This window comes from Thalassobellus sediminis (assembly GCF_044386045.1).
Lineage (GTDB): Bacteria > Bacteroidota > Bacteroidia > Flavobacteriales > Flavobacteriaceae > Thalassobellus > Thalassobellus sediminis.
Window position 1 is genome coordinate 1 of sequence record NZ_JBISCD010000005.1, and the last position, 7,928, is coordinate 7,928.

Sequence of the window (7,928 nt, forward strand, 5' to 3'; positions counted from 1 at the left end):
AAAACGAATAATAATAACACTCCTGCAATTCTGCCTGTTTTTTGATTTGATTTCATTTTTTTTATATTTGATTGATTGGCTATCTGACGGTTCTTCTTCAAAAATGTTACAAACTGGCAGGTTTTCAAATTGCACACAACGTGTTTGTGTATGATTAGTGGCGTGTTTAAGCACCTAATTTAGCAAATAAAAACGGAATAGAAAATCCGCGAGGATTTTCGTAAGTAGGCGAGAACAAGCCATTAATTATACACTTTGTTACCACCAGTTTTTTTAATCGCAACCACCACATCCTCCGCAACTACTACATCCGCTATCGTCAGAAGAACATCCTGATGCATCAAATTCAGAATCAAATGAATTTAAAGTGTCATCAAAACTATCAAAATAAGAATCAAACATATAATCATCTTCGAAAAAGTCAATGTATAGCCACCAATCACTATCTGAGTCATAAGTGTCATTATATAAAACTTTCTGTTGATTTAGTAATTCCTTATCAATTGTTTTTAAAAGTTGAAAATCTAAGTTTTTTAATAAAAAAATGTTTCCTCCAATACTCAGTAAAAGTTCTAATCCTTTCTTCTTGTCATTATGAAGTAGATGGTCAATGCTTTTGTCAATTTTATTTAAATAGTTAGATATTTCTTTTTTTATTTTAATTCCATTGTCCGTTAATTTATTTAGCTTAAACAAGTTTAATAAAAATGATTGCTTAAAATATGGGTTAATCACCCGATTGCTTTTTGTCGATTTTTTAAAACTCCAGCTTCCGTTTGAAGTATCGTAAGCCATCTTTATAAAATTCTTAAATAGTATTTGAATTGATGGACTTTTTATAAATGGATTTAAGTAAATTAATTCGTGATTTTTTGGTTTGTATTTGTTGAAGTTTTTACCTAAAATAACATAAGTGTAAGTTCTAATGTAGTTATCTCTAGGATGTGACTTTTTATTTATCTCTTTAATTTCAATTACTTTTTTGAGTAGTAAATCCATAAAAGTGAATTTCATTAAATCTTTCAATTGTACAGAAGAATCCTTAATAAGCATTGTTTCTGCAGGTGTTATTTGAGATAGTATTTTCATTAGTTTTTAAATCGTAGTTTAGGTATTATCCAATTTCTTTTTCTGTTAACTCTTGTAAAGTGAATTTCATCAAATCTAGTTTTAACATCAATCCAAATGTCTTTTGGTGGCTTTTCATTAAATAATGATTCATAAAATTCAAGTGTTTTGATATACTGCTCTTTAAATAAACTCCTTTCCTCTGAACCTTTTGTTGGTCCATGATGAATATTTTTATTTATTGTGTTTTTACATAGTTCAATCCAATACGACTCTGTGTAAAGTAGATGAAGATGCCAAACTTGGTCAATTTGGTCAGAAGGTGTTTGAGGGAAATCAGAAATAACAATTAGAAAAATAAATTTTTTGTATTCCTGAATAGTTCTAAGCGAATATTCCATTGACCAACCATTTTCTCTCGCTAATCTGTCAGTAAATGTGAAAGAAGAATCTATGTCGTCAATTTCAAAGTTTTGAATTTTATTCCATATTTCGTTTTGTTCTTCAGTCATTTTTGGTAATTGGTGGTAACGGTTACGTATAATATTAGTGGCGCGTTTAAGCACTAATTTAGTAAATAGAAACTTGCCAGCGGAAAATTCCGAAGGAATTTTCCAAGTAAGCTAAAACTAGCCATTAATTTTATGCTTTGTTGGCATACGTTTTTTTCTTTTTTATTATAAATACTATTCCAAATAATACATTCCATATTAGAAAATAAATCCAGATATCTTTCGCAAATTCAGTTCTACAAGGTGGACACGGGTAATCAGGAATACAGGGTCCACATAATATTAAAAAAGGGTCGATTAAAAATCGTCCTAACAAAAGAATGTTTCCAATAATCCAGATGTAAAAAAATCGATTCTTTTTTTTCATTCAGTTATTGATTCCATTAATTGATTATGTTTTTCATTCCAGTATGTATCTCTATTGTTCTCGTCAATTAAATAATGTTCTATTATTTTTTCAACTTTTTTTTTGAAGTTTTTAAATTCGTTTTCTGCATTTTCAAGTGTACTATAAAAGTCAGTATGAAATATTAGTCCGTAAATTCCAACTGTAATTGAATAAGGAGCAATTGAACCGTCTTCTTCCAAAGTGATTCTTGCACCAAATGAATTTTCCTCATCTTCTAATATTTTTCCGTCTTCAGAACCAATTGTTCCAATCGAATTTCCTTTATCAATGGGATTCCATTTATATTCCATAAAGTCACTCTAAATGTATGCCAACGGTTGTGTATAAGAATAGTGCGGTTTTGTGTCCGAGGATTTTCCGTAGGAAAATCAGAGAGACCAAATACGCACTAACCTTTAGATTAAGAAATAAATTTAAGCATTATTTCTTATACTTTGTTGTGGGTAGTTTTTATTCATTGTAAGGGTCCATTATGTTGTTTGCTTCATAACCTTCTTTTCTGTCTTTATCCATTTGTTCAGGGTTGATAAAAGCCTTTATTTCATTGGAAACAATTGTACTACCTTCTAATACCAATTTGTAGCGAAGCTTTGTTTTAAAACTTCCCTTAAATACTGGTTGAACAAATTCCCAATACTCGTCTGTACCAAGAGTTATTGTATGATAACTATTTCCACACCAACTTGAAGGTAAATATGTGATTTCAGTCCACATTCCAATATTAGATTTAACCTCTGTTTTTATGTCAAGTCGACTATCTTGAGCTGATAAGTCAATATTTTTGTCAGTCGTGTTGATTAAATAAAGAGTATGTCCAATATTTTTCTCATATACTTTTTGAAGTTCGTTTTCACTCAAATAAAGTCCGAACAAATCTTTTTCAAACTTTCCATTATTAGACTTTGGAATATTCTCTGAATGAGCTTCTCCATTTGATTCTTTAGCGTTTTTTTGACTGCTAAATGCATAGCAATTTCCTCTTAATTGAAAATCAATATTTAAACTGTCTAAATTTTTTAGAGTTTCAGAGTCAATTTTAGGTTTTCCGTTAAATGCAATTCCATTCGAGATATTCACTTTCTCTTGGCATTGCAAAAAACAAACTGTACCAACTGTCAAAAACATCAATTTTAGTATTCTTTTCATATCGAGTGTAAATTACCCACAACGTTGTTGTGTATGATTAGTTGCGTGTTTTAAGCACTAAAGTTAGCAAATAAAACACAGATAGAAAGTCCGCGAGGACTTTCGTAAATTGGCTAAAACCAGCAATTAATTATACACGGTGTTAGCAGCAGGTATTTTTTCTTTAATTCGATTTATTGTATCTAAATAATATTCAGACCAATTGTCTCCATAATCTTTAGAAGATTTAATAACTTCTACGTTCAATGAATTTAAAAGTTCTTCTTTATCTTTTTTAATGTTTTTGTCATAAAAGTAAATCTTGTTGTTTATTAAACCACTTGTTTTATTGTCTTTAATCATTCTTGCTCTTTTAGTCAAAATCCACCATATGTCAGTTTCGCTAAAATCTAATGATAATCCAATTATGTGAATATTTGAATTAAATATTAATTCAGACCAAGAACGATTGTCAAACTCTCTCTGTTTAAGTTTGTCAGACATTTTTTTTACATTGATTTTTTTAGAGTTTTCTTGAAAATCATAAGTTCCTTTTACGTAAGCATCAAGTTTGCTGACTGAACCGCAATAATGGTCAAGTCCAAGCATAATTGAAATAGGTTTAGAAATCTCTCCGTGAATGTTCCATATTTTACAAATTTCTTCTTGTTCTTTATTGAAAACTTGAGTTTGTCTTCTGATACTATAAATATCTTCTGTACTATGATTTTCAATTAAATATTCTTCAGTTTCTAAAATGTAGTTTTTTAAAGCATAGTCATAATTAGTCGTTAAATAATTTTCACAATTTAATTCAAATAATAGTCTGTAAAAATCATTTGTTTCAATTGTAGATAATAATTCTGATATAGATTCTTTAATTTTAAATTCCGTTTCACGAATATCATTTGAAGAGTGATTTTCGAAGATTGCTCTTTCGTAGATAAAAGTATTTGGTAATGTTCCGTTATCAAAATTTGAGATTCCTTTAATTTTATTCAAAAGGTCATTCCAAGGAATTCTATTTTTACTCAAATTATTTATTCCGTTTCCAAATAGAATTGAATTTTTCATTTATTTCGGGTGTCGTTTTTACTTGCTGCTAACGGGTTTATATATGATTTGTTGCGTGTTTTAAGCACTGAATTTAGTAAATAAAAACCAAATAGAAAATCCGCGAGGATTTTCGTAAGTAGGCTAGAACCAGCAATAAATTATATATGTTGTTGTAGCCAGTTATTTTTTCTTTCTTTTTTGTTCAATTTTTGTTAATTCAGATTTTGAGTCATAAGGAACTTTTCCAGATGGTACGACCTTGCTACTTGATTCTAGATGCGTGTCTTGGTCATCGAAAAATATATGTGCTCCAAATGCTTTTAAAACTTTATCTTTTGAAAGACCTCCCAAAAAATAGGCTTCATCAACATAAACTCCCCATTTTCTTAATGTTTTAATTACTCTCATATGTGATGGCGCATTTCTTGCTGTAACAATTGAAAGTCTTAAAGGTGATAATTCAATTCTTGTTGGTAGATGTTCTTGAATTTTCGATAATTTAATTAATAAATTCGCAAAAGGACCTTCTTTTAATTGTTCATCTTCGTGTTCTGATTCATATTTATGAAATGCTTCCATTCCTTCTGTTTTGTATCTTAATTCAGATTCGTCAGAGAATAAAACTGCGTCAGCATCAAATGCTATTTTCACTCGATTATCTTTTGGGTCAAATTGAGTTGGAGGTGCGTACAAAGTTGCAGCTGCACAAGTTTTAGAATCTATAACTGTCTGAACATCTTTACTGTCTTTAGATAAAAATAAATCCACATCAAACGCATCAATGTAAGGTGCTAAAGGTTCTCCTCCAGATAATGCTACTCTTGTTATATCTAGGTTTTGATTTTTTATAGAATTAAGCATTCTAACTCCAGTTTCGGGACTATTTCTTGACATTACTACAACTTCTACAATTCGTTTGTTAGCTTGATTGTTCAGTTCTAGAAGACTTTTTACTAAATAAAATGCAGTTCCGTGCTCTAAAGGTTCGTTTTCATTTTCTTGTTGAAATTTTCGAAAACCTTCAATTCCTTCAGAATCAAAAATTTCATTTTCTTTCTCCAAGTCAAATAATGCTCTTGATGATACTCCTATTACTAATATGTCTGAAAAGTCAATTGGCATTTCGTTTGGTTTTAATTGGCTACAACGGTTAAGTATAAGAATAGTGCGATTTTGTGTCCGAGGATTTTCCGCAGGAAAATCAGAGTGACTAAATACGCACTAACCTTTTGATTTAGGATTAAACTTAAGCATTATTTTTATACAATGTTGTGCATAGTTTTTATTCACATACTTTATTTTTTTCAATCCACGGATTAATAAATTTCCTTTCAGTTCCGAGTATTGTTTTCATTTCGGGTTCGTCGAAAATCAGATAGAAATTTTTGTCTTTTTCCACGTATTTAAATTTCAATTCAGTACAATATTTTCCAGTGCCGTGATTTACGAGCATACTTATAATTCCATTTTCAATTTTTATGTCTTTCACGGATTCCACCATAATAAAATTAACTTTTATATCAGAAGGAATTTCTTTTTCACTATATTTTCCAAGGTCATTCATTTCAATCATTTCGTCAACGATTTCTTGAATCCATTTGTCAATAGGTTTTTCTTGGTTGATTTGGATGTTTGAAATTCCAATCAAAAATGTCAGTAAAATTATTTTCATATTCTGTTTCTCAAATTATGCACAACGGTTGTGTATAAGAATAGTGCGTTTTTGTGTCCGAGGATTTTCCGTAGGAAAATCAGAGAGACCAAATACGCGCTACCTTTTTGATTTAGGAATAAATTTAAGCATTATTTCTTATACTTTGTTGCCATTTCGTTGTTTTTCTTTCAGTTTGAATTCAGTTGATATTTTCTTTTTTTGTCCGAGTTTGAGTGAATTCAGTCTGCGTTTTACTCTGCAATTTTTTTTAATTCCAATTGAGTGAATAATTCCTCAACTTGCTAAATTCAGCACATAGTTTGGTTTTATATTTTTAATTTAGCTTCCGATTCCGCAAACGAGCTAAAAGTTCGACGAGATTTTTTATTCCGCAAAATTGATAAATTTTACTTTAGTTTTTTATTTACGAAAAAGGGATTTGATGTCATTTATGAAACCATGTAATTTTGAGATTGTATATCCATACGATTCTTTTTCTTTTTCCAAATCACCTGAAAAATCATGTTTTGGAAAAGAAACCTGTTTTATGATGAAATAAAACATTGTAATCACAATGATTAACATTAAAATTCCGATAATGGTATCCATATTCTTAATAGATAAAAATTATTTTTTTGATAATGAGTGCGTTCCGCAATGAATGGCAACGGTTTTGTGTATGGTTAGTGGCGTGTTTAAGCACCTAATTTAGCAAATACAAACCGAATAGAAAATCCGCGAGGATTTTCGTAAGCAAGCTCGAACTAGCCATTAATTATACACGGTGTTAGCGGCAGGTTTATTTTTCTATTTTCCATTTTTCCAGAGTCCACCCTTCATCCAATCTCTCAATAATTAATGTGTCATTCCAGACTCCCCAAGGAGATAGTTTCCTTTGTTCAGCTGTTAATTTTTCTATTGTTTCCCTGTGCCAATTTTCTGAATCTATAATGTGCCATCCTTCTCCGAAAGGATTTTCTGTTTTGAAATATCTCGGTGTTTTAAAGTCAGGTTCTAAAGTTGAATTTCCTACTTTTTGAACTATTTTTCTGTTGTATGCTGCTTGAAGTACAAAACTTAAATAAAAAAAGGAACTTTTCTGAATAAAAGAAATATCAATCATCTGTGTCGGATGTATCTTATAGTAAACACGAATTAATTCCACGTCCTGCCGTTTGTCTACAGGAATCCGCACACATTGGAGATAAACATAACCTTTGCCAGTTTTTAATTCGAAAATATCACCAAGTTCTATTTTTTTTCTCGCCATAGTTTGTTTTACTTGCCGCTAACGGTTACGTATAATATTAGTGGCGCGTTTAAGCACTAATTTAATAAATAGAAACTTGCCAGCGGAAAATTCCGAAGGAATTTTCCAAGTAAGCTAAAACTAGCCATTAATTTTATGCTTTGTTGTACACCGTTTTTTATTCACATTCTTTTATTTTATTCCAATCAACAGTTACGGTTTTAGTTGTCGGATTAAACTCGAATTCTGTGATTTTTTCTTTACAATTCAGAGTCAGATATTCTTTTTCAAGTTTGTTGGTTGAAAAGTATCCTAACAATTGTCCCCAACAATAAGTCGGTAGACAGTTTTCTTTTTCCGATTCCGAAAGTTGCTCGAATTCCATTATTGAAATATCCTTAAAATACGGTATTTCAAATTCTCCAATATCTAATTTTCCATTACTGAATTCAATATTTTTAATTTCTATGGATAATCCAGCGTAAGAGATAATCAAACTGTTAGTTTTAGATTCTAAAGGCAAAACAAAATTTCCGTCAAAGTCCGCCATTACTGTTTTGTCAGACTTTTTAAATTTAATTTCAGCACCAGGCAATGATAATGAGTCCATTAATATTGTTCCGCTAACTTGACTAAATACAATATTTGTCAAGGTAAAAAAGATAACAATCAATATGGAGTTCAGTTTTCTCAATGGTTTACGTAAATGGTGTACAACGTGTTCGTGTATGAATTAGTTACGGAAAAGGACACGAGTCATTTTCCGATTAGCACCTAAGATAATTAATTGTTAGGAATTTCCGATTAGGAAATTCGTAGTAATTAATTATACACGTTGTTGTGTGTAGTTTTTTA

9 protein-coding genes are annotated in these 7,928 nt (G+C 30.3%); all 9 read right to left on the bottom strand.

The window, feature by feature from the left end; translation table 11 throughout:
- Positions 1-273 precede the first annotated feature (273 nt).
- Positions 274-1,089 (bottom strand): hypothetical protein, encoded by an 816-nt coding sequence (locus tag ACH5TW_RS00070; protein ID WP_439334432.1) that lies wholly within the window; start codon positions 1,087-1,089, stop codon positions 274-276.
- Positions 1,089-1,580: a glycine-rich domain-containing protein gene (locus ACH5TW_RS00075; protein ID WP_439334433.1), complete on the bottom strand. Its 492-nt coding sequence runs from the start codon at positions 1,578-1,580 to the stop codon at positions 1,089-1,091. Before ACH5TW_RS00075 ends, ACH5TW_RS00070 begins: the two co-directional genes overlap by 1 nt.
- A 363-nt stretch (positions 1,581-1,943) precedes the next feature.
- Entirely contained in the window at positions 1,944-2,279 is a 336-nt protein-coding gene (locus ACH5TW_RS00080) for a hypothetical protein (protein WP_439334434.1), read from the bottom strand.
- A 160-nt stretch (positions 2,280-2,439) separates the two neighbouring features.
- Complete coding sequence (locus tag ACH5TW_RS00085) at positions 2,440-3,135, bottom strand: hypothetical protein (RefSeq protein WP_439334435.1); 696 nt, start codon at positions 3,133-3,135, stop codon at positions 2,440-2,442.
- A gap of 126 nt (positions 3,136-3,261) precedes the next feature.
- The gene (locus ACH5TW_RS00090) at positions 3,262-4,188 is read right to left on the bottom strand and encodes an SIR2 family protein (protein WP_439334436.1); all 927 of its coding nucleotides are present in this window, start codon (positions 4,186-4,188) and stop codon (positions 3,262-3,264) included.
- Between the two features lie 162 nt (positions 4,189-4,350).
- The gene (locus ACH5TW_RS00095; protein WP_439334437.1) at positions 4,351-5,292 is read right to left on the bottom strand and encodes a 5'-nucleotidase; all 942 of its coding nucleotides are present in this window, start codon (positions 5,290-5,292) and stop codon (positions 4,351-4,353) included.
- 160 nt (positions 5,293-5,452) lie between these two features.
- Complete coding sequence (locus tag ACH5TW_RS00100) at positions 5,453-5,842, bottom strand: hypothetical protein (protein WP_439334438.1); 390 nt, start codon at positions 5,840-5,842, stop codon at positions 5,453-5,455.
- Positions 5,843-6,623: 781 nt separating this feature from the next.
- Positions 6,624-7,094 carry a hypothetical protein gene (locus ACH5TW_RS00105; protein ID WP_439334439.1) on the bottom strand — a complete coding sequence of 157 codons (471 nt, stop codon included), beginning with the start codon at positions 7,092-7,094 and terminating at the stop codon, positions 6,624-6,626.
- A 157-nt stretch (positions 7,095-7,251) separates the two neighbouring features.
- Positions 7,252-7,683: a hypothetical protein gene (locus tag ACH5TW_RS00110; RefSeq protein WP_439334440.1), complete on the bottom strand. Its 432-nt coding sequence runs from the start codon at positions 7,681-7,683 to the stop codon at positions 7,252-7,254.
- Positions 7,684-7,928: the final 245 nt, after the last annotated feature.

Bases quoted from the DNA above. Each gene is read 5' to 3' on its own strand.
- ACH5TW_RS00070 (WP_439334432.1), bottom strand. From the start codon at position 1,089: ATGAAAATACTATCTCAAATAACACCTGCAGAAACAATGCTTATTAAG.
- ACH5TW_RS00075 (WP_439334433.1), bottom strand. From the start codon at position 1,580: ATGACTGAAGAACAAAACGAAATATGGAATAAAATTCAAAACTTTGAA.
- ACH5TW_RS00080 (WP_439334434.1), bottom strand. From the start codon at position 2,279: ATGGAATATAAATGGAATCCCATTGATAAAGGAAATTCGATTGGAACA.
- ACH5TW_RS00085 (WP_439334435.1), bottom strand. From the start codon at position 3,135: ATGAAAAGAATACTAAAATTGATGTTTTTGACAGTTGGTACAGTTTGT.
- ACH5TW_RS00090 (WP_439334436.1), bottom strand. From the start codon at position 4,188: ATGAAAAATTCAATTCTATTTGGAAACGGAATAAATAATTTGAGTAAA.
- ACH5TW_RS00095 (WP_439334437.1), bottom strand. From the start codon at position 5,292: ATGCCAATTGACTTTTCAGACATATTAGTAATAGGAGTATCATCAAGA.
- ACH5TW_RS00100 (WP_439334438.1), bottom strand. From the start codon at position 5,842: ATGAAAATAATTTTACTGACATTTTTGATTGGAATTTCAAACATCCAA.
- ACH5TW_RS00105 (WP_439334439.1), bottom strand. From the start codon at position 7,094: ATGGCGAGAAAAAAAATAGAACTTGGTGATATTTTCGAATTAAAAACT.
- ACH5TW_RS00110 (WP_439334440.1), bottom strand. From the start codon at position 7,683: ATGGACTCATTATCATTGCCTGGTGCTGAAATTAAATTTAAAAAGTCT.